The 20,891-nt window shown below is 45.2% G+C and carries 13 protein-coding genes and 1 pseudogene; 7 read left to right on the forward strand and 7 right to left on the reverse strand.

The features are described from left to right. The first annotated feature begins 6 nt into the window (after nt 1–6). The 3 genes and pseudogenes from QUB04_RS25225 to QUB04_RS32630 all read left to right on the forward strand — a co-directional run. Nucleotides 7–5,634 carry a glycosyltransferase gene (locus QUB04_RS25225; protein WP_333288592.1) on the forward strand — a complete coding sequence of 1,876 codons (5,628 nt, stop codon included), beginning with the start codon at nt 7–9 and terminating at the stop codon, nt 5,632–5,634. 340 nt (nt 5,635–5,974) lie between these two features. Continuing rightward, the gene (locus tag QUB04_RS25230; protein WP_333288593.1) at nt 5,975–6,538 is read left to right on the forward strand and encodes a DUF7638 domain-containing protein; all 564 of its coding nucleotides are present in this window, start codon (nt 5,975–5,977) and stop codon (nt 6,536–6,538) included. A gap of 272 nt (nt 6,539–6,810) precedes the next feature. Then, nucleotides 6,811–6,981, forward strand: a pseudogene (locus QUB04_RS32630) (Rieske 2Fe-2S domain-containing protein); the annotation flags it as partial. 11 nt (nt 6,982–6,992) lie between these two features. Here the strand turns inward: QUB04_RS32630 and QUB04_RS25235 are convergent. Together QUB04_RS25235 and QUB04_RS25240 are read right to left on the reverse strand one after the other, a co-directional pair. Continuing rightward, nucleotides 6,993–7,889: a CNNM domain-containing protein gene (locus QUB04_RS25235; RefSeq protein WP_333288595.1), complete on the reverse strand. Its 897-nt coding sequence runs from the start codon at nt 7,887–7,889 to the stop codon at nt 6,993–6,995. A 368-nt stretch (nt 7,890–8,257) separates the two neighbouring features. Further along, nucleotides 8,258–9,343, reverse strand: coding sequence for a hypothetical protein (locus tag QUB04_RS25240; protein ID WP_333288597.1), 1,086 nt, complete (start codon nt 9,341–9,343; stop codon nt 8,258–8,260). 114 nt (nt 9,344–9,457) lie between these two features. On the opposite strand from QUB04_RS25240, the gene QUB04_RS25245 reads away from it, so the two are divergent. The 3 genes from QUB04_RS25245 (at nt 9,458) to QUB04_RS25255 (ending at nt 13,364) form a co-directional block, all read left to right on the forward strand. Then, a complete protein-coding gene (locus QUB04_RS25245; RefSeq protein ID WP_333288599.1) occupies nt 9,458–10,375 on the forward strand; it encodes a YihY/virulence factor BrkB family protein in 918 nt (305 codons plus the stop codon). Between the two features lie 565 nt (nt 10,376–10,940). Further along, nucleotides 10,941–12,206, forward strand: coding sequence for a glycosyltransferase family 1 protein (locus tag QUB04_RS25250; protein ID WP_333288601.1), 1,266 nt, complete (start codon nt 10,941–10,943; stop codon nt 12,204–12,206). A 102-nt stretch (nt 12,207–12,308) separates the two neighbouring features. Beyond that, the gene (locus tag QUB04_RS25255) at nt 12,309–13,364 is read left to right on the forward strand and encodes a glycoside hydrolase family 104 protein (protein WP_333288602.1); all 1,056 of its coding nucleotides are present in this window, start codon (nt 12,309–12,311) and stop codon (nt 13,362–13,364) included. Between the two features lie 116 nt (nt 13,365–13,480). Here QUB04_RS25255 and QUB04_RS25260 read toward each other — a convergent pair whose 3' ends face one another. The 3 genes from QUB04_RS25260 to QUB04_RS25270 form a co-directional block, all read right to left on the reverse strand. Then, entirely contained in the window at nt 13,481–14,197 is a 717-nt protein-coding gene (locus tag QUB04_RS25260) for a DevA family ABC transporter ATP-binding protein (RefSeq protein WP_333288604.1), read from the reverse strand. Between the two features lie 324 nt (nt 14,198–14,521). Continuing rightward, a complete protein-coding gene (gene devC, locus QUB04_RS25265) occupies nt 14,522–15,706 on the reverse strand; it encodes an ABC transporter permease DevC (RefSeq protein ID WP_333288606.1) in 1,185 nt (394 codons plus the stop codon). A 166-nt stretch (nt 15,707–15,872) separates the two neighbouring features. Further along, nucleotides 15,873–17,300, reverse strand: coding sequence for an HlyD family efflux transporter periplasmic adaptor subunit (locus QUB04_RS25270; RefSeq protein ID WP_333288608.1), 1,428 nt, complete (start codon nt 17,298–17,300; stop codon nt 15,873–15,875). A 110-nt stretch (nt 17,301–17,410) separates the two neighbouring features. On the opposite strand from QUB04_RS25270, the gene QUB04_RS25275 reads away from it, so the two are divergent. Beyond that, nucleotides 17,411–18,022 carry a TetR/AcrR family transcriptional regulator gene (locus tag QUB04_RS25275; RefSeq protein WP_333288610.1) on the forward strand — a complete coding sequence of 204 codons (612 nt, stop codon included), beginning with the start codon at nt 17,411–17,413 and terminating at the stop codon, nt 18,020–18,022. A gap of 88 nt (nt 18,023–18,110) precedes the next feature. Here QUB04_RS25275 and QUB04_RS25280 read toward each other — a convergent pair whose 3' ends face one another. After that, entirely contained in the window at nt 18,111–19,295 is a 1,185-nt protein-coding gene (locus QUB04_RS25280; RefSeq protein WP_333288612.1) for a flagellar assembly protein H, read from the reverse strand. 10 nt (nt 19,296–19,305) lie between these two features. Next, nucleotides 19,306–20,817 carry a mechanosensitive ion channel domain-containing protein gene (locus QUB04_RS25285; RefSeq protein ID WP_333288615.1) on the reverse strand — a complete coding sequence of 504 codons (1,512 nt, stop codon included), beginning with the start codon at nt 20,815–20,817 and terminating at the stop codon, nt 19,306–19,308. Between the last annotated feature and the right edge of the window lie 74 nt (nt 20,818–20,891).

Genomic DNA, 20,891 nt, shown 5'->3' on the forward strand with positions numbered 1-20,891 from the left:
CCGAAGATGCTGTCAGTTATAGTTTTTTCCAAACATCGGCCCCTCCAACTGCAAGCTTACCTAGAAAGCCTGCTTTATTACTCAGATTTAGAAGAACGTAGCATCTATGTTTTGTACAAAGAGACAGGAGGAATATCGTATTGGGAGTTAATCAAAAAATACCCAAAAGTCAACTGGATAGAAGAGACAAATTTTTTGAGTGACTTAAAAGACATTTTTAAGTATGTAAAGCCATACGTTTGGTGGGGCTGTGATGATGTTTTTTATAAATCATTTTTTGAGCTTAAAATTTGTATTAAAGCTCTTAGCGAAAAGCCCGAACTCTTTGGCTTTTCGCTAAGACTTGGCAGGAATATTCAGCCCTACCCTGAACTGATTAACCAAAAAAATTTTTTAATGTGGGATTGGACGCGGGTAGAATTGCCTCATCAGTCTTACGAAGCTGGTATCAGTGATTGGGCTTATCCCTGGGAAGTCAGCGGTTCTATTTACCGCAAAAGCGATATTTCAGAGTTTTTGCAGTTATCTAATCAACCAGTTAATCCGAACTACCTAGAAAGCAATGTAGCAGACTACTGCAATCGAACCAAATTATCTCAAAAGCGCAAATATCTTGCTTGCTTTGAACAGAGTAAGTGTCTAACTCTGACTATTAATAGAGTCCAAAAAACTCATAAAAATGCGTTTTGGACTACAAAAAAAACAGATGTAGATAGCCTTTTTAGATTTTTCCAGAGTGGGTATAGGCTGAATTGGAAAAAATATCAGAATTGTCAAAACCCTTCAGTTCATGTGGGTTCTGACTACTTTGAATTAGAGAGCGAAAAGTTAGAGGGAAAGTCTGTGCCGAAAATTTCTGTAATTATCCCTTGCTACAACCAAGGGAGATATTTGTATGAAGCGCTTGAAAGTGTTGTCAAACAAACTTACCAAAATTTTGAAGTAATTATCGTCAATGATGGTAGTACCGATAATACTCAAGAAGTAGCTGAAGAATTTATTCGGATTCATCCTCAATATCAAATAAAACTGATCGCTCAAGCTAATTCTGGACAACCTGCTATTCCTCGAAATCGAGGAATTTCAGAAGCGAAGGGGGAATACATACTACCTCTCGATGCTGATGACCTGATTGATCGAACCATGCTAGAAGAATGCCTGAATTTATTAGAAACTAATACTTCAGTGGCTATTGCTTACAGCGATAGACAAGACTTTGGTGAATCCACTCAACTCATTTATGCTGGAAATTATGATTTTTCTAAACTAATCTACGCTAATCATATTTCTTACTGTGCGCTGTACAGAAAGACAGTATGGGAAAACATTGGCGGCTATCGCACTAATGTTAAGGGTTGTGAAGACTGGGATTTTTGGATTGCTGCGGGTGTCAGAGGTTACTTTGGATATCGAATTCCTAAACCTTTATTTAAATATAGAAAAAACAACACAGGACTCTATCAAGAGGTTTTGAGAAACTACAAGAAGATATTTGCCCAAATTATTATCAATAATCGAGAGGCTTACAAGCGGGAAGAAATTTCTGCTGCTGAGCTTTTTGGGGATCAAATTTCCACTCAAGGATTAGAGGCAAATTTAGCGATAACAAGTACAGTAAGTTTGGCCGATACTGCGGTAAATAGCAATTTAAATGGAGTAAAATCTCCTCTAATATCTGTAATTATCCCCTGCTACAATCACGCAAATTTACTCAGAGAAGCTGTTGAAAGTGTTGTCAGTCAAACTTATCCAAACTGGGAGTGCATAATTGTCAATGATGGCAGCACTGATGATACCAGCAACTTGGGAAAATATTTAATTAAACTGTATCCTCAAAAATCGCTTCGCCTCATAGATAAACCCAACACGGGGCCCGCTGATTCGAGAAATGTTGGCGTTCAGCAGTCGTCAGGAAAGTTTATTTTATTCCTAGATGCTGATGATAAACTTCATCCCAAATTTCTAGAGGAGTGCCTGGAAATTTTATTAGCAAAACCCAAGGTTGGTTTTGTCTATACAGATGTGCAGCACTTCGGAGCAAACTGCGATTTAGTTGTTCACGGTGACTTTGATGCCAATCGGTTTTTGAGAGAAAATCAAGCCCCTGCTACTTCGCTCTTTAGAAGGGAGATTTACGAGCAAGTAGGTGGCTTGAAAAAAGTGATGAAGCTGGGATGCGAAGATTGGGAGTTTTGGATTTCTGCCTATGAAAAAGGCTGGTTAGGCGATCGATTACCTAAGCCTTATCTCTATTACAGGCAGCACGGCGACGGATCTAGCAGAACCCAAAAAATGGCTGGCGATCGCCCAAAATTAGACTTAATGAGAGCTACAATTATTCACCTCCACTCTCAACTTTACAAACCAGAAGAAGTGCGTTGGTCACAGCAGATTTTGCAGCAACACGGCAATTTAATAGCTAATGAATTAGTTGAATTTAACAAACCAGAACAATTTTTAACTTTGCTGTCCCAATATGTGGGAGAGTATCAAAAAGACCAAGCTAATGAAGTAAACCTCGCTAACCTCCGCCAATCCCGGCAGCAACTTGCCAATTATTGGCTGAATCTGCCCGCAGAACAACTGGCAAATGCCTATGGCGGTGATGCAGGTAAGGCGCATCAGCTACTGCTAAACAGCAATATCAAAGATGAAGCGCTGACAGATGCCGAAAAGACTGTTATCGATCGACTAACAGCACATCTCTCCCAGGGAATTAAAACTCCGAAAGATATTAACTACCTACTAGCAGCCGCCCTCTATCGTCGTGCAGATCAGTTACTGCTGAACTATGAAAATGCAGCTATACCTAACTGGTTTGTCAACGACTACCTCAAATTTATGTTTGCGGCCCCTACTCTCTTTCAACAAATAGGAGAAGCTGACAATTATTGCCGGTATGTGCAGGGATGGGTCAGTTATTTGCATAGCAATATCTTCAAGAACCAAAACTCACAAGTGTGGCAGGAAATCGCCTCGTTTTTCACTAAAAGCGCTAACTTTATTCCTCTGTACTTCAACAGTGAAAATCTCAAAGATATATACACAAAGCGGGCAGATATTATTGAATATGCCATGAAAAATCGTGGCGCTGCGATTGATTGCATTTTTCCGGCTAGACCTGCGAACAGGCCGAAAATTCGCCTCGGTGTCCTGACTAAACATTTCGGGGCTATGACGGAAACTTTCGCTACCTTGCCAGCTTTTGAATATCTGAATCGAGAGCAATTTGAAATTATTTTATATGCTCTCAATCTAGACGGGAATAAACTAGAACAGTATTGTCAGACTCGCGCTGACAGACTGGTGAAACTGTCTAATGACTTGCCCAGTCAAGTTCAGACAATCCGGGCTGATGACTTAGATATTCTGCTGATTGCTACGAATATTACTGCGGTTACTCATCCGATTAGTTTACTGGCGCTGCATCGATTAGCGCGGGTACAAACTACCTGTTTTAATTCTCCCATTACCACAGGAATGCGACACATTGACTATTACATTGCTGGTAAGTTGATGGAACCTGCACCTGAAGGAAAGGAGCATTATCGCGAGGAATTAGCAACTATTGACGGGCCTGGCTGCTGTTTTAGCTATACCCTCGAACCTTACACTCCTAACGTTAATTTCACCAGAAATAGTATCGGCATTTCCGAGGAATCGGTGGTCTTTATTTCGAGTGCGAATTTGTATAAGCTAGTGCCGGAGTTAAGGGAAACATGGGCAAAAATTATGGCGGCTGTTCCTAATTCGGTGCTGTTTTTAATGCCCTTCGGCCCTAGCTGGACTAATCATTATCCTGGGGGGGCTTTTGTGAATAATATGAAAGCCGTTTTTGCTAAGTATGGGATTGAGAGTAATCGTTTGCGGGTGTTGAAGAGTTTTCCTAACCGTGCGGATGTTAAAGAAGTTTTGAAGTTGGGAGATGTTTATTTGGATTCCTATCCCTATGCGGGGACTACTTCGCTTGTAGATCCGTTAGAGGTGGGACTTCCAACTGTGGTTAGGGATGGCGATACTTTGCGATCGAGAATGGGGGCTGCGGTGGTACGATCGCTCTCTATGCCTGATTTAATTGCCAATAGCGAAGCATCTTACATTCAGCTAGCCGTTACCCTCGGCACTAACCCGCAGTTGCGGCAGCAAAAACGGCAGGAAATTCAGCAGAAAATGCAAGCTAATCCGGCTTGTTTTGATAGTGTTGCATACTCTGGGGCGATCGGCAAATTATTCCAAGAACTCTTTGGCAACTGGCAAAGCAGCCACCTGGAAGCATCGCGCAACTTACAGGATAGCATTCCCAAGCAGCCAGATTTTGACGAGATTCTCTCGAACACCGTCAACCTTTATCAGAGAAACTCATCAAACATCTCAGCAATATCCGAACTGCGTCAAATCCGCAAACAAATCGCTGATTTTTGGCTGAACGTTCCCGCCGAAAACCTCGAAACCGCCTACCAAAGCGCTTCAGGTAACAGCTATAAAATCCTGCTCAAGAGCGATTTCCAACGTCAACCGATGATCGAAAGCGAACAAATATTTTTGCAGCAATTAACCCAGATTAGCAAAGGATTAGTGCATCCCAAAGCTGTCAACGCCTTGCTTGCCGCGATGCTGTATTTCCCGCCGGAAACCATGCGAATCCCCGACGCTCGCAACCGTTTGCCGCACTGGTTAATTGAGGATTACGAACAAGTTTTTGAGGCTGAAGCCGCCGTCAAGTCTGATTCAACTTCTGACTTGCTAGCTCAATACATTCAATCGCCACAATTTGCGAATCAACTGTTAGGATGCGTCAATCTTTACCGCATCGATCCGTCTGACGAATCGGTAGTTTTGGAACTCCGCCAAATCAGAAAACAAATGGCTGATTTTTGGCTGACTCTTCCTTCAGAGAAACTCGAAAGTTTTTACCGAGGAGACGTTCGCAAGGGATATCAAGCAATACTCGGATGTGGCTTGCAAGCAGAATCAATGACTGAAGCCGAACAGCAGTTTTTGCAGAAATTGACTGAAATTAGCAAAGGGTTGGTGCAGCCTCAAGCTATCAATGCTCTGCTGGGGGCGATGCTGTATTTTGTACCAGGTAAAATGCGGGTTCCCGATGCTCGCACCCGCTTGCCGCAGTGGTTGGTTGAAGATTACGAAAAGGTGTTTGAAAGCGCATTTACGACAACACAACAACCACTTGTCAAACAAGATTATCTGCCACAGTTTCTCAATCAATTAACTGCTGCCGTCAATTTCTATGAAATCGACCCGACGGCTGAATTTGTAATAGCAGATTTGCGGCATATTCGCAAGCAAATTGCCGATTTGTGGCTGAGCGTTTCCGGCGAACAAGTAGAAGTTTTGTACCGGAGCGATTTTGGTAAGGGTTACAAAGCAATGCTGGGCAGCGGGTTTATTAACGAGCCGCTGCATGAGAGCGATCGCGAGTTTTTTAACTCGTTGGTTGTTGAGTTAAGTAAAGGGTTTGGAGCGCCTAAAGCTGTAAATAATTTGTTGGCAGCGATGCTGTATTGTCGCCCTGGACAGTTGCGGGTTCAGGATGCGAATACTTGTTTGCCTCCGTGGTTGTTGGCGGATTACGAGCAGTTTGTTGGGGGTGCCGTTAAGGTGGCTGTGGGGTAAACGAAGGCGGAGTAGGCGATATCTGTAGGGAAACGGCACTGCCCATTAGTGTCAACTTAAGCTTTTAGTCCGCCAGTTCTCCCGCTCACCCGGCAGTCCGCCAGGGAATGAATTCCCTGTCTAATAGCGAAAGTCCTCTGAAAGAGGACTGAGAAGAAGAATTCTTAACTCATTAGTCCTCTTTGAGAGGACTTTCGCTTTGAGGCAGGGGTTTCAACCCTTGCCGGACTATGGGTTTTACCTTAAGTTGACACCCCTTGGGCACGGCGCCGTGTCCGTAAGAGGAGACGGCAGTGCCGTTTCCCTACTGGAATACGCTTGATTGTTAAGGGCAAAAGAAATGCTTCAATTATATAGAAACGGTGAAAATGGAGAAATAATTAGAGGCAAAGGGTTGTCGGCATTTATACACAACGGGGACTACTACGCCGAAACTATCGGAGTTTTTGAGGACGGTATGATCGATTGTTGGGAATTGGTTAACTTTGAGGAATTCAAAACCAAAGTTGCTGAGGGATGGGTTGTTACCGAAGTTCCCCAGGGTGCGAGGATAAGCTGTCACCATCTCTACTACGGAAATTCGACTTTAGAGTTTTATATAGAGATTGATGAGTTTGTAAAAGAAGTAGAAGATACCATCGCTCAGCTTCAGGGAAAGCAAACAGTTGCAGATACTTGTGTTCAAGCCTTTGCTAAATTCCTAACATTCCCAACAAAAGAAAATAAAAGTAGCTTGCGAGAAGCTTACAATGCTATTCCAAAACATCTGAGAATTTATGTTCTTGGCGATATGGATTGTAAAGATTCCGCTATCATAACCTGTATCAAAGATACAGAAGTTTCCCAGGAAATACTAAAAAGCGTCCATAGGCGCTATGAATATATCTGGCAAAGGTCAAATTAAGCCAATATCTGAATCTTCAGTATTATCCCAAACTGTATCTAGTGATGTTTGACTCGCTTGAAGCCAAAACTCAGCTTCTTCATCAGGTAAGAGTGTTACTCATACTTTTGCCCCTTCGGGTAACTCTGATAACTCCAGCAGTTCAATTTTCCCTTGTCGAACAGTAGCCCAAAGTGTTTTCAGCATATCCACCTCATAAACTGTGCTTTATGCAATTTGCAGATTTTTGGTACATTGTCGCACTGAGCGACTAATTACAACCTAACACTGTTTTAGCCCGATCGCCTGACGGGGAGTGGCTGGCAATCTTTCGCCCTGAAGATGGACAAGCTGCGACATTACGCGATCGCTCTTTGCACCGCAGCAGTCATTTATCTGCAGGAAAGGTTTGTAGTGGCGCATTGCAATGCCATGATCGCGGTTGGATCTACAATCAAATTTGAACCCCGATTTGCTATCTACTCACTGCGAATTCTGGCTGCTGAGTCTCAAACAAAGGGCGAGTTACCTGACGCACTAGCACTGTTTGTAAACTGCCTTCTACTACATTTGCTGCTTCTATTTCCAACTCGCCCCACAATAGCCGATCGCCTTGATTGGGCATTTTACCTAAATTGTGGATCGCGAATCCGGCGATTGTTTGGTAAGCTTGGTTAGTCGGCAGGTTTAACCCGAGTTTTTCGTTAACTGCTGTCACTTCCCATACGCCAGAAATTAGTGCGGAATGAGCATCTTTTTGGACGAGAGTTGCCTCGGCAGGGGACACCAGCGGTTGAGACTCTTTACTGGTAATCCAACCAGTCAGCAGCCGCACGGTACCGTTGAGAATTGCTAGCAGCGGCCACAGTAATTTTGAGCAGATTTCGAGGGCTGGCATCAACAGCAAAGCGGTGCGTTCTGGGGCGTGGGTTGCTAATACTTTGGGGATTAGTTCTCCTAAGACTATTTCTACGTAAGTTACTAAGATAAAAGCTGCGGGAACTGCGATCGAATGAGCAGTCAGCACGGCCGACAAATGACCGATCGGCAATTTGTCGATCCACGGTTCGATCCAGTGTACAGTCGCTCCCTCACCCAACCAACCCAACAGCAAACTCCCTGCTGTTGTGCCAGTTTGAGTCACAGACAGGTAATGCGGTATGTTCTTTTGAGCTTGGTGGACGAGTTCGGCGGTTTTAGCGGTTGGGCGATCGTCCGAGTGAGCAAGTTGGCGGATTTGATGGCGATCGGCTGATACTAATGCTAGTTCTGACGCCACAAAAAAGGCGATTAAAAGTGTTAAGCCCACCAACATTGCTAATCTCAGCGTTGTTTGAGCGACTTCTATTTCCAGGCAAGTAAGGTTGTTCAAGATAGATATCTAATATGATAGATGTTTTAGGTTAATTCTTTTATTTTAGCTTGGGATTCAGATAGGTTTATCCCCCCACATTTCGGATATCCCCACTACCCTTATTCGTAGGTGCGCCGAGGCTCACCTTACCCGTAGAACTTGTAAACTCTTTCTCTTCTCTTCCTTCGCGCCCTTCGCGTCTTCGCGGTTCGTTTTAACTGAGATATTGTACCATCCTCAATTACTTGTTTAGGAACAGGCAAGATGCCTGTTCCACAAAAGATGAATTTTATTGTGGAACAGGCATCTTGCCTGTTCTTGACAATGATGCAAGATGTGAGTTAAAAGAAAGAATCTAATTCACAAAACCGGAACTCATTGCTGTATCAACTCTCCCTTACTCCCCGGAGCGAGTTAATTTCCGTAAAAGTCTGCACCGGATCGGACTTCAACCCGCCTTGAATGTAATTCAACTTCACTTCTTCTAACAAATCCGACAGCAGCGACTGCAATTCTCCGAGAGTTTTCTCATCTTGCAATTCCCGCCGCAAACTTTGATTAAATTCTTGGCTGAAATTATCCAGAATTTTTCTACCTTTATCGTCTTCATAAGTAGTAGATACCACATCAACAGCAGTTTGAGCCAAATAATTCGCTAGCTGTTCCGTCATCTCAGTAGGCAAAATATTAATCGGAGAGAAAGTTTGCAGGATTTGATAAAAATCCGACTGTTTGATGGTTGTTTCCAAATTGTGGTGCAGCAATTCTTCCAAATCCGGTTGCACCTGCGGCAAAACTTTGTAAATTGTCAGATCCAAAATCCGCTTGGTAATTTGTTCGATCGTATTTTCCTGATTGACGTGAAGGTACGGCTGCTGCGCCAGCAACATCTGCGCCGCGTCGCCCTGTTTGATCGAACTTTTAGCTTGATTGATAAACCGCACCATCATGTATTCCGACATCGTATGGGCTAAATAAGCCACCGGTTCGTAGGTAACTTGAGCAACTACGCGATCGAGATTCACCAAACCCGACTTGTGCAGCCGCACCAATACCGGCAGAATGCGGCACCCCTGCCAAATCGGGATCACCAGAAACACCTCGTACCAGCGCCTCAGCAGAAAATCCAACCAAGTTACCCCCGGTTTACGGCGGGTGTGGAACAGACTTTTCATCAAAAATTCCGCCCCAAAAAAACCGATAAAAAACGTATCAATTCGCCAAAACTGGTCAGCGCTTTTCAAATATTCGGGATTTGGCAAACTCGAATCAAGGCCTTTAATCGGGTCATAAATTTTAACTAAACCCGGAAAAAAGCTCTGATAAACAGGGCGCAACTGAAGGTAACTGAAATGGAAAAGCACCAGCAAGAAATTGACCACCGCTACTAATGCGCTCAATTTGGCCCAATAAATTGCTTTTTTAGACAATTTTAGATCGGTGCTGTTAACAGTTCTGTTGGAATTTGACATAAAAGTAATTTTCCGAATTTGGTAATCGATAAATCTATCTTGTGGCCGACGCTAAAAAACTCCTAATCTGTTAAAATCCCTTGATGGACGATAAGTATAAGGAAACCAAATGCCGTGAACTTAAAAACAGTCATATCGCTGCTCAAACAAACTTTTACTGAATGGCAAGAAGATAAAGCGCCAACCTTAGCCGCCGCCCTAGCCTATTACACAGTCTTCTCCCTCGCCCCGCTTCTAATTATCGTAATTGCGATCGTCGGTTTAGTCTTTGGTGCAGAGGCAGCCGAAGGTCAAATCGTCGCCCAACTGCAAAGTTTAATCGGCAAAGATGGCGCCCAAACCGTCCAAGAACTCATCCTCAAAGCCTCCGAACCCAAGTCGGGAATGATTGCTACTATAGTCGGCATCGCTACACTTTTGTGGGGCGCTTCCAACGTGTTTACTAATCTCAAAGAAGCCCTCAATACTATTTGGAATGTTTCACCGCCTCCGGGTCGGGGCATCTGGGGATTCCTGCAAGACCGCGTATTGTCTTTTGCGATGATTTTAGGCATAGGCTTTCTACTGCTAGTATCTTTAGTAATTAGTGCCATTTTAGCCGCCGTCAGCTATTGGTTGAACGGCTTGCTGCAATTACCAGTCGGCATTTGGCAGATTGTGGACTTTGCTCTCTCCTTTGGCGTAGTTACGCTGCTTTTTGCCTTAATTTACAAACTCTTGCCCGATGTCCATCTTGCCTGGAATGATGTTTGGATCGGCGCCGCCATCACCTCAGTGCTGTTTACGATCGGCAAATCCATAATAGGAGTTTACCTCGGAGGTAGCGGTATCGCCTCTACCTACGGTGCTGCGGGCTCGTTCGTGATTATCCTGCTTTGGATTAATTATTCCGCTCAAATTCTCTTCTTAGGTGCCGAGTTTACCCAAGTTTGGACTAACCGATACGGCTCCAGAATGCCCGGTTCGCGAAACAATATCCTCAACAGCGAAAACGGGGAACCCTCCGCACGCAAACCTCGGAAGAACTCTTAACATTAGACAAACGGGAAATTTGAGGTTAAACTCGCACTTCTGGTTTGACAGAAGAAGCAAGAAGGAAGAGGGAAAAAGGCAGAAGGTGCAAGGCGGAACGAAAGAAAAATTTTGAATGCAATAACTTTGCTTTTTTTTTCGCTTCCCCTGTAACATTCGGTCTTAGGGACGACCGACTTCTGCTTTCTCGAAAGCCCTACTTATTTATTCAGAGGGGTAGAATTCTACCTTCTGCTGACCTCGCATCTCTAGCAGCAAGCTGAAAGCAGGCTCTAGTTAGATATGGCTGAATCTGCGAGTTTGACAAAGGCAAGAATACGGAAAATTCCCTTCACCCTCGTTCATTTCTATTTAAATTATCTATAGTTTTATCTGCTGCACGTCTCTGTCAGCAGAAGGAAGTCGTCTGTCAATTTTTCCCTGTAACTTATCCCTGAAGGATGATTTCTCGATCCCGCGTTTTCACTTTAATACAAATTAGCTAGAAGATGACTGTCCCGGCGCAGCAGCCAAAATTGTACTTTCAATCTTCTCCTGAAATATTTTTAATTTTTGGTAAAGAATCATGATTTCATTAACTAAAAAACGCATCGCTCTCATATCCGTACACGGTGATCCCGCTGTGGAAATTGGCAAAGAAGAAGCGGGCGGGCAAAATGTTTACGTGCGTCAAGTAGGGGAAGCTCTGGCTCAACAGGGGTGGCAAGTTGATATGTTCACCCGCTCATCCGATCGCCAACAAGCAAGAATTGTACAGCACAGTCCGAATTGCCGGACAATTCGGCTAGTAGCAGGGCCGCAAGAATTTATTCCCCGCGACGAACTCTACGGATATTTACCAATCTTTGTTCAAGAATTTCAAAAGTTTCAGTTAGAGTCAGGCTTTCAATATCCCTTAGTTCACACAAATTACTGGCTGTCTTCTTGGGTGGGAATGGAGTTGAAAAAATCGCAACCTCTGCAGCAAGTTCACACTTACCATTCTTTGGCAGCAGTTAAATACAAGTCGGTTTCGACAATTCCGATGATTGCCAAAACCAGGCTGCAAGTCGAAAAAACACTTTTGGAAACAGCCGATCGCGTCGTGGCTACCAGCCCTCAAGAAAAAGAACACATGAGGTCTCTGGTTTCCTCAAAAGGAAATATTGACATCATTGCCTGCGGTACCGAAATTGAACGGTTCGGCTCGATCGCCCGATCGACCGCCCGTCGCTACTTGGGCATAGCCCCCGAAACCAAAGTCGTGTTGTACGTCGGCCGTTTCGACCCCCGCAAGGGCATCGAAACCTTAGTCCGCGCAGTCAGTCTGTCGGCGGTGCCCAAAGCCGATTTAAAACTCATAATTGGCGGCGGATGGCGTGCGGGGGAAAGCGACGGCAAAGAGCGCGATCGTATCGGCAGCATCGTTGAAGAACTCGGGCTGAGCGAGATTACCAGTTTTCCTGGCGCCTTGAGCAGCGACATTCTCCCCGCTTACTACGCCGCCGCCGATGTCTGCGTCGTTCCCAGCCACTACGAACCCTTCGGTTTAGTCGCCATTGAAGCGATGGCCAGTGGCACACCCGTAGTTGCCTCCGACGTGGGAGGGCTCAAATATACTGTAGTGCCGCAAGAAACAGGTTTGCTCGCGGCGCCGAAAAATGAAGCAGTTTTTGCTGATGCGATCGATCGCTTGTTAGCTGACTCAGTATGGCGCCAGCAACTCGGACACACAGCCCGCAAGCGCGTCGAAACCTATTTCAGTTGGGACGGTATCGCCTCCAAACTTAGTCAACTTTACACTCAACTGCTCGAACAATCGGCCCTTGAGCTTGACCCCGTGAGCGCTTAGTAGTATCACTTAGTATGGTTGAAGCCAGTTTCCCTTGATCCCTGTTTCACTCATCCGTTCTAACTGGGAACCTTCAACTATAAGTGATATCAGGAGGTACTCTTGTACGCGCCAGAACATCTGGGAAGCCATCTGCAACCCATTTCAGACATGGAGCTAATTCGCCTCTGGGTGGAGCGCAAATCCCCCCGCAGCAAGCGCTTTAGCAGGCAGGCGGCCAACCGTTTTCGGTTGTTTGTAGAAAAACCGCTGGCAGAAGTCACTCTGACTGATGTCGAGACTTTCGCTGCAGCAATGAGGGCGAGCAAACTTGCACCCCGTTTCTACAAGCAAACCTTGCTAGCGCTGAAATCGCTGTTCGCCTTCGGCCAGCAAACAGGAATCTTGCCCGCAGCCCTCCCTCTGCACGGGTGGCCGGTGCGGCAGCGCAGGCAACTGTCCAAACGCCTCCGTTTTAAACTTTCCTGCACTTTATTAATCTGTTTGTGCTTTTTCTTAGGTCGAATGACGCCGAGACTGTGGGGGCAATCGGTCTCGGCAGAAAGCTCGCCCACCCCGAAACGCCTGCCGCAAGTTGCGGCCCTCAATTCACCAGACAAAGGAGAGGATAACATCGATCGCGATCGATCGCCCGAAACTGCAACCCTGAATTCACCAGATCCGAGACAGGATAGCAGACTCGATAGCATCGCGCCCGAACTTCGAGTCAAAGCCTTTCTCGACACCATAGCCGCCGCCGAAGGAACCGCTAGCCCCGACGGCTACCGCATCCAGTACACCGGCACGAAATTTGTCAGCTTTCAAGATCATCCCAGGGAAATGAGGTGCGGCCGTCGCTACGGCAAAAAACTCTGTTCCGACGCAGCGGGGCGATATCAGTTTCTCAGCACCACTTGGGACAGATTTGCCAAAAAATTTGGCGTCCGCGATTTCAGCCCAGAAAATCAGGATTTGATGGCTATAGAGTTAATCCGAGAAAAAGGTGCATTAGAAGATATAGAAGCGGGTCGATTGGAGGCTGCAGTCAGAAAACTCGCTTACATCTGGCCTTCTTTTCGCCGTTATGGCGGTTCTGTGGAATCCTCGATGCCCAAACTCGAAGCAATGTACCTGCAAAATTTGGGGATTTATCGGCAAGGATTAGTTGTTAGCAATTAGTCAACAGTCCCAGGACGAGTTTAGATTGGGCTTTGGCAATTTTGGATTAAATTTTGACATCCAAAATTGAAAATGGGGTAGTTATGGGTGATGTCTATTCTTCGGAAATTTAAAAATTAGGCTAATTTTCCATCTTCCATGTGAACGATGCGATCGGCAATATCCAAAATTCGGTTATCGTGGGTTACTAACAAAATAGTACAACCCTGCTCTTTAGCAAGTTTCTGCATCAAATTCACCACTTCGCGACCGGATTTGCTGTCCAGGGCGGCTGTTGGTTCGTCCGCTAAAACAATTTGCGGTTGACTGACCAAAGCGCGGGCGATCGCAACTCTTTGTTTCTGTCCCCCTGACAAATCATCTGGATAATAGTTAATCCGCTGTTCCAGTCCTACTAACTCTAGCATTTTTGCAGAGCGATCGCGCATTTGAGAACGCGACAAATTCCCGTGAACTTCCAAACCCATCTGCACGTTTTGCAGCGCCGTCAAACTCCGGTGCAAGTTGTGCGCCTGAAAAATATAGCCAATTTTGCGCCGCGCCTTTACCAATTCGTCTGCACTCGCTTTGCACATTTCTTTGCCGAGAATTTTGAGACTTCCCGATTGACCGGACCTCAATCCGCCAATCAAAGTTAAAAGCGTAGTTTTTCCCGAACCCGAAGGCCCAGTCATCAGCACGATTTCACCTGCTTTAATTTCGAGATTAATGTTGAAAAGTACCTGTTTTCGCAGTTGACCTTGACCGAAGTAGTGGTCGAGTTGGTGCGCGGAAATTATAGGCGCAGGAATCTGTAATGCGTTGGTTGTTGGGTAGAGAGTAGTAGAATTCATAACTTATTGGTTTGAGGTTTTAGATTAAAGGATAAACAGCTTTATTCGCGGAAAATGCAGAGGAAAAACAAGAGAAGGATTACAAAAAATATGTGTGTAGTCAGGAGTTTATACAAAATCTGGCTTGAATACCCCTTTATTCTTTAGTCTGCGGAGGCGGACTTCGTTTGACAAGGAGCGGTTTCAACCGCCGAATCTTATACTATCAGGTAAGGTGCGTCGCTTTGAGATTGTCGCTATTTTTTAGGATTTAAGGGTGGCGACGCACCCTACAGCTACTGTTGTATGACTTTTGAGAATTAGTATTATCTTATTCATTTTCCCTTAAAACATATCTGCTGGATCGGCTGATTGCAGTTTGCGAGTGGCAATTGCTCCCGAAATAGTGCACATAATTACGTTCAAAAGTAATACTATAAATGCTCTAAGCAGCGTCATATAAAGGGGTAAATTTGTAGCTGTGCGAGTTAAAGAGTAAAGTCCGAAAGAGACTCCTACTCCCGGCAAAAAACCGAGGAGGGAAAGAATTAGAGCTTCTTCAAAAACGATGCCGAGTAAATAAACATTGCGGTAGCCCATCGCTTTGAAAGTAGCGTATTCTCCCATGTGGTCGCTGACATCGGTTGAGAGAACTTGATAAACAATAATCACCCCAACTACAAAACCCATCGCGACGCCTAAATTAAACACAAAGCCGATCGCAGTATTCTTAGCCCAATAGTTTTTCTCAAAATCGATAAATTCTTGTTTGGTTAGTACCTTGACATCCGGCGGTAAATATGCTTTTAAAACTTGTTGAACTTCCACGGGGTCAGCACCCGGTTGCAGTTGAATTAATCCGGCATTAACACTCGCGGCGTTTTGTCTCGCAAACAGGCGCAGGTAATTTTGATCGCTAGTCATCAAAATACCGTCGGCGGCAAAAGATGCTCCAACTGTGAATAAACCGCTGACGTTAATCCTGCGTCGCTCTACCTCAGCTTTAACGGCTTGGCCTCGATCGATTTGTGCGATCGTTTTTTGGTAATCTCCCCTAGAAGCTCGATCGAACAACACGGTATCCGGCAATTTAATCGCGCTCAAATTTTGGTTAACTTCTGGAAGCGCAAACGCCGGGTGATTCGGATTGAAACCCACCACCATCAGCGACGTTTCGCGCCGAGTTTCGGGATTTTTCCAGTTAGCAATTTTCACGTAAAGCGACTCTGCTGATTTCACGCCCGGTACGTTCATTGCTTGATACAATCTACGTCTGGGGAAGGAAGACAAATTAATCAAATTTCGCGCTTGGGGGTGAATCAAAACTAAGTCTGTTTCCAAGCTTTGGTGCAGCCGCGTATTGCTGGTGTAAAGCGCATTTTGAAAGCCCAACTGCATGAACATCAAAACGTCAGCAAAGGCAATTCCTGCTACTGCAACCAGCATTCGCCCTTTGTCGTGACTCAGTTGCAGCCATCCGAGGGAAGTTCTGCGTCTTAACTGTTGTAATGGTTTTATGAGTCCAAGCATAGGATTTTAGATTTGGGATTTGGGATTGAAGAGATAGGGCTGATGGTTTACTCTCTTCGTACTGAAAGAATATGTGATTATTGAACCGCGAAGACGCGAAGGACACGAAGGAAGAGAGAGGAAGAAGTAGAGAGTTTTTTACCGGGGAGAAAGTAACATTTTTTACTTAATCTTTAATTTCCCCGATCGCCACTTTGACTTGCAAATTGGTGAATCCCGCTACTTTCTGGCTGGAAGCTTCATCTAAGCGCACTTTTACTTCGACAATTCGACTATCAATATTCGCAGAAGGATCGGTGTTAACAATGTTTTGCCGCTGCACTTGCAAACCAATATGTTCGACAGTTCCCCGCAATTCGCCGGTCAAAGCATCGCTAGTAATTTTGGCGGTTTGTCCGAGGCGTACTTTGTCCACATCGCTTTCGTAGATTTCCGCAACAGCCAGCATCTCGCGAGTTTGTCCGAGTTCGACAATGCCCTCGTTTCCGACTTTTTCCCCCGGATGCGTGTGAATTTTCAGGACTTGGGCGTCTCTGGGAGCACGGATGTAAGCTAGATCCAGATTGGCTTTGGCTTGTTTGGCGGCTGTTGCGGCCAAACTGACTTCGGCGGCGGCTGCTGCTATGTCAACGGGACGCACTTCGGCGATGCGATCGAGATTTGCTTTGGCTTCGTCGATTTGCTGTTGTCGAGATTGCTCAACTTGGCTGAGTTTGGCTTGCGCTTCGTTAATCTGCTGTTGGCGGGATTGTTGAATTTGATTTAGTTTGGCTTGGGCTTCGTTAATTTGTTGTTGGCGGGATTCCTGAATTTGATTCAGTTTTGCCTTTCCTTCGTTGATTTGCTGTTGGGCTGTTTCGGCGGCGAGGCTTTTGCTGTCGCTAGTTGAGGCGGAAATTGCTCCCTGTTCATACAGTTGGGAGTAGCGCCGATCCTCGCTTATGGCGTTGCGGAGTTCGGCTTGTAGACGGGCAATTGTGGCTTGTTGGGTTTGAATTTCTCCTTGTTGTTCGGCCCTCAACCGCGCAATTGTGGCTTGTTGCGCTGCCATTTCGGTGCTGCGATCGATTTCGAGACGGGCAACGATCGCCTGTTGCGCTGTGATTTCGTTGCTGCGATCGGCCATTATGCGGGCAATGGTGGCTTTCTGCGCTTGGATTTCGCCGTTTTTGGCTCCAGCTTTGACTTTTGCTAGGTTTGCTTCGGCGACGCGCACTTGTTCTTGAGCTTGGTCGAGGGCGGCTTGCAGGCGATCGCGGCTGTCCAAAATTGCGATCGCCTGGCCTGTTTTCACCCTGTCTCCTTCTTTTACCAAAAGTCGATCGATCCGGTTTCCTTCGGCTGCACCGGAGGCGGAGACTTTAATTACTTCTCCTCTGGGTTCGAGTCGCCCCAAGGCTGTAACTGTTTTTAATTGGGATGCTGTGACGGCTGCTGCTGCGGCTACTGCGTTGGGATCGGGTATGCGCGATCGCCAGATCGTGTAGCCTGTGGTTCCCGCTGCCCCCAGGGTTGCTACTGCTGCCACAACTAGGAGTTGTTTAACTAGGGATGGATTTGAGGATAAGCCGTCCGCTGTTGCCCGGTGTACCATGACATACCTCTTTGTGAAAAAATAAAACTAAACGGTTTAGTTATCTTTAAATACTAAACCGTTCAGTATAATGATGTCAACACCCGAAGCAAGAATTACAAAAACAAGCGATGGCCAGGACAAAACCCAGCGAACCAGACAGCGCCGCAGCAAGTGACAAAACCGAGCAAATCCTGCAAGGCGCGATGCAAGAATTTTTAACCCACGGCTACGCGGGGACGAGTATGGACAAGGTAGCGAAGACGGGAGGAGTTTCCAAAGCCACGGTTTACAGCTATTTTGCCGATAAAGAAGGATTATTCGCGGCCTTGGTACAGCGGCTGGCGCGAAAAAAAGTCCATTTTACGGTTCTGGATGAAGAACCCGCCGTAGCGCTGCGATTCGTTGCCACAACTATATTGGATCAGGTGACCCAGGAACCAGAATATCTCAATTTTGTGAGGTTAGTGATTGCGGAGTCGGGGCGTTTTCCCCAGCTAGCGCAGACTTTTGTGAGAAACTTAGGTAAACCGGGGATCGAGCGGCTCACTGAATATTTGGCATCGCATCCAGAGTTAAAATTATCCGATGCGGAGGCAACGGCGCGGATTTTTATTGGATCGCTGGTATATTTCCAGTTAACGCAGCATATGATGCACGGCAAAGATATTATCCCAATGGAGCGCGATCGACTGATAGACGCTCTGCTGCATTTGATTTTATCCCCGCAGTCCAATTCCTAAGTGCGATCGACAGAATCTAGGAATTTTATTTGAGAATGATTTAAATGCCATAAAGAGCGAGATGCCTTTATGGCTGCGATCGCAGGTTCTATTCAGGTGTTTTCCCTAACCTCTCCCTCAATTCCTCCGCCGATAACTGTGGCAGTTGTTCTACAAACAATGTCAATTCTGCCACAGGCAATGCCAATAAATTAGTAACGGCTGTAGGCAGAATATCATCCAATTCAGGCGATCGCATTTGCAACGCACTTTCAGCCAACAATTTAACCGCTGATTCCCGCCCTGCTTCATCGACTGTCAGCATCGATATTGCCAGCAACAGCACTGTAAATTCCGCCGCCGCCAACTTGGATATTGGAGATAGAAAAGCCGTCATTTTTGGGCTTAATTCTCCAAATCGAACTCGCAGAAAGTTTTCTAAGATTAAGCGCTGTTGTTCTTGTCTGCCTCGTTCTAGTCCTTGTTCTAGTCCTCGTTCTAGTCCCCGTTCTAGCCCTCGTTCTAGCCCTTGTTCTAGTCCTTGTTCTAGTCCCTGTTCTAGTCCTTCTTCTCTAGCTTGTTGCTGTGCTGCTTGTATTTGTTGTTGAAAAAGTGGTGCAATGGCCATAATTAACTCCCGCTCTTCTGGCTGTAATTCTTGTGGCGCATCGGTTACCAAATTTGACTGTAACCGATACAGCAATTCTAGCGCGATAATCCGCAACGGATCGTCGGCAGCTAAAGCGCTTAATTGGGAAATAGCCCTTTGCTGCACTCCCCCTTTGCCCAAAATCCTCAACCACAGAGTTTCTGGAGTTTCTGGCAACTGGTGAATCGCCACAATTGCAGTCCGCAAAGATTCACCCAAAAAATAAATTCCCTGCATCCAATTCTCTGTGTCTGGTATCGCATTAAAGCTATCTACCAATGCTTTCGATGCTGTGGGCATCAAAATCCACAGTTTTGGTAACTGAGCGTCATCATAGCGAGTATTTTCTCTCCTAAATTTTCGCTCCAATTCACCTCGCACGTCCAATAACTTGCCCAGACAGCTACAAATTTCGCTGACGTTTGCCGGATTGCGAAACGGTTCAAAAATTGCAGTTGTGTTTGCCATTTTTCCCAACAATCCCAGGGTTTCTGAGTATTCGGGAATTGCGGTGCTGGGAGTGAAATAAACATCGATTTCTCGAACTTCGGAACTCACATCGCGGCCGATATTAACCGTTCCGAGCGGCGACAGCAATTCCTCCAGGTATTCTTTGGCAAAGAGATCGTGAATAAATCGCGTCATAGAAATTATTTCAAACACTAAATAGATTTTTTAGCCGTTTTCTCACCCATTCTACTGGACTTTCCTCCTCTTCTGCTGCCTCTACCAATTCCATTTCTCGCAATAATTGCTGTCTCTCGCTGAGTTCTTCTTTGTGTTTGACTATTTCTTTAATAATCTGTTCAGATAAATCAGGCCTTTCAGTTAAAACTTTCTGGAAACCTTCTTTATTGATGGCAAACAAAATAGTTTCTTCTAAAGCTCTCACCGAAGCTGTTCTGGGGATGCCCAACATCAAAGAAAGTTCCCCGAAAAACTGACCAGAACCGAGGTTATTCAGATGTTTGTTAATAGCTTCTACAAAAACTTCTACTGAACCTGAAAGAATCATGTAAAAAGCATCTCCGGGGTCGTTTTCGTGAAACAAATATTCTTGCGATCGCAGCCGTTTGCGATATCCAACTTCAATCAATTGCCGCAATTCAAGATCGGTCAGATTTTCAAAGTATTCCACCTCTCGTAGCAAACAGCTAAGCGACGATGGCTTTTTCAGTTTCTCGGCAAAAAGTGGCGGTTTTTGCTCATTTTCCGAGTAACTGTTCGGGATGTCAATTGCAGTTTCTTTTTTGTTAAACATTGACACCAGAACTTCGGGGTTTTGCAAATAAATTTCTCTGTCATTGAACGGAAATTCAATTTTTTGATGGCGGAAATTGTATTCAATTGCAAAATTCAAAGAACTTTTAATTACTTCTCTTTCAGTCGGCCTGTCCGTCCAAACTAAAAGTTCAAATTTAAAACTATCATCGCCAAACTCGACAAACAATACTTTCGGAGTCGGTTCGTACAAAACTCCCGCTTCCGCGTAAGCAATATTTAACAAAGTTTCTGTCACTAACAGCGGGTTACTATTCTCGGCTACTTCTACGGGAACTCGCAGACAGAGTAGCGAGTTTTCGTAACTCCAGTTAACAATTTTGTTGCTAATCATTTTGCTGTTGGGAACTATGACGCTGGAGTCGTCATTGGTTTGGATGATGGTCGATCGAATCGATATTTTTTTGACGATTCCCATTAATCCTTCTAATTCCACAAAGTCTCCGACTTTCACAGGTCTGTCTAAAAGCAGCGTTAAGCCGCTGACAAAATTAGTTGTTAAATCTTGGATTCCGAAGCCAATTCCGACTCCCAATCCCCCCGCGACTACTGCAAAAGAAGCGAGGTTGAAGCCGATGCTTTGGATGGCGACTATTACCCCCAAAGCTACTATTAAATACCCAATAATAACTGCGATAGCTTCCCGGTTCCCCTCGTCAATTCCCAGTCTAACAAGCAAGCTTTCCTTAAGAAAGTTCGTAAAAAAGCGTGCTATGACAAGGATAGCCATAAACAATACAAGCAGTTCCACCAGTGACTGCAGCGATACAGGATTCTCACCTATTTTAAATAGGGTGGCTGTAAATATTTGGGAGATATGTGTCAATACTTCTTCTGGTATTGTATTAAATTCAAATTCCGGTTCTAATGCTTTTGGTGTTGTCATTTTTTAAGTTGGTAGTAGTAAACAATAAAGTCCTCAGTGTCCAATTTAAAAATAAAATACTGAAGTCTTTATCA

It is taken from the genome of Microcoleus sp. D2_18a_B4 (assembly GCF_036702475.1).
GTDB lineage: Bacteria > Cyanobacteriota > Cyanobacteriia > Cyanobacteriales > Microcoleaceae > Microcoleus.

Coding starts and splice junctions, on each gene's coding strand:
- QUB04_RS25225 (WP_333288592.1), top strand. CDS start 7: ATGCTGTCAGTTATAGTTTTTTCCAAACATCGGCCCCTCCAACTGCAA.
- QUB04_RS25230 (WP_333288593.1), top strand. CDS start 5,975: ATGCTTCAATTATATAGAAACGGTGAAAATGGAGAAATAATTAGAGGC.
- QUB04_RS25240 (WP_333288597.1), bottom strand. CDS start 9,343: ATGTCAAATTCCAACAGAACTGTTAACAGCACCGATCTAAAATTGTCT.
- QUB04_RS25250 (WP_333288601.1), top strand. CDS start 10,941: ATGATTTCATTAACTAAAAAACGCATCGCTCTCATATCCGTACACGGT.
- QUB04_RS25260 (WP_333288604.1), bottom strand. CDS start 14,197: ATGAATTCTACTACTCTCTACCCAACAACCAACGCATTACAGATTCCT.
- devC (WP_333288606.1), bottom strand. CDS start 15,706: ATGCTTGGACTCATAAAACCATTACAACAGTTAAGACGCAGAACTTCC.
- QUB04_RS25270 (WP_333288608.1), bottom strand. CDS start 17,300: ATGGTACACCGGGCAACAGCGGACGGCTTATCCTCAAATCCATCCCTA.
- QUB04_RS25275 (WP_333288610.1), top strand. CDS start 17,411: ATGGCCAGGACAAAACCCAGCGAACCAGACAGCGCCGCAGCAAGTGAC.
- QUB04_RS25280 (WP_333288612.1), bottom strand. CDS start 19,295: ATGACGCGATTTATTCACGATCTCTTTGCCAAAGAATACCTGGAGGAA.
- QUB04_RS25285 (WP_333288615.1), bottom strand. CDS start 20,817: ATGACAACACCAAAAGCATTAGAACCGGAATTTGAATTTAATACAATA.